The organism is Clostridioides sp. ZZV15-6598 (assembly GCF_020657705.1).
In the GTDB taxonomy this organism is placed as follows: Bacteria; Bacillota; Clostridia; order Peptostreptococcales; family Peptostreptococcaceae; genus Clostridioides; species Clostridioides difficile_F.
This window is the reverse complement of sequence record NZ_JAGWCS010000334.1, coordinates 1-425: the sequence shown is the minus strand read 5'-3', so window position 1 is coordinate 425 and position 425 is coordinate 1. Positions and strand designations below refer to the sequence as shown.

Here is a 425-nt window from a genome sequence, read left to right as displayed (position 1 = left end):
GTATTTAGCTTATCGATACTAATAGGTCGAGGACTTGACCAATATTTATTTGATGTTCATTGATTAAAATATATATGCAGTTTTTAGAGTGTTAACTCTATGTAAAGTACTAACTTCAATTAATGGAAGGTATTTAATAAAAAACTATTATTATTTAGTACTTTAAAAGTATTGACATTTAAAAATAAAGATGTTAATATAATACTTGTCTTATAAATAGGCAATATGTGGTTATAATAGCAAAGAGGATACACCTGTTCCCATTCCGAACACAGAAGTTAAGCTCTTTAGCGCTAATGGTACTTGGTGGGAAACTGCCTGGGAGAGTAAGACATAGCCACGTAAATATTCCAAGGTAGCTCAACGGTGGAGCAACCGGCTGTTAACCGGTAGGCTGTGGGTTCGAGCCCCACCCTTGGAGCCAA

At 35.3% G+C, this 425-nt stretch carries 1 tRNA gene and 1 rRNA gene; both read left to right on the top strand.

The features are described from left to right. The first annotated feature begins 226 nt into the window (after positions 1-226). Positions 227-343: ribosomal RNA gene (gene rrf / locus KGF50_RS21905) — 5S ribosomal RNA — on the top strand. A gap of 6 nt (positions 344-349) precedes the next feature. Then, positions 350-424 (top strand) — tRNA-Asn (locus tag KGF50_RS21900). The last annotated feature ends 1 nt before the right edge of the window (position 425 follow it).